The organism is Rhodoplanes roseus (assembly GCF_003258865.1).
In the GTDB taxonomy this organism is placed as follows: Bacteria; Pseudomonadota; Alphaproteobacteria; order Rhizobiales; family Xanthobacteraceae; genus Rhodoplanes; species Rhodoplanes roseus.
The window spans coordinates 1-252 of record NZ_NPEX01000913.1 but is presented as its reverse complement, the minus strand read 5'-3'; the positions used below and the strand labels follow the sequence as shown (position 1 = coordinate 252).

The following is a 252-nucleotide window of genomic DNA, read 5'->3' as shown; positions in this document are numbered from 1 at the left end:
GGTGAAGTTCGGCGTCGTTCAGCTCGCGCCAGGTAAAGCCGTGTTTGCGGCGCAGCCCGAAGCCGAACGAGGAGGCTTCGAAATCGCGCCGGTTCTTGTAAGCGTAGAGGTACTCGCACGGCACGACGAAACTCTCAGCCCCGGTTCCCTCGGCGAGCGCCTGATGCTGCTCCAGGCTGTCGGAGATGATCCCGGCAAGGGCTGCTGCGATCTCTTCGGTCTTCTGCCGCGTGCACATCCGAAGCGTATGGA

General features: G+C 62.7%; 1 pseudogene. It reads right to left on the bottom strand.

Going from position 1 to position 252, the window contains the following annotated elements:
* A pseudogene (locus CH341_RS35005) lies at positions 1–252 on the bottom strand (FAD-dependent oxidoreductase); the annotation flags it as partial.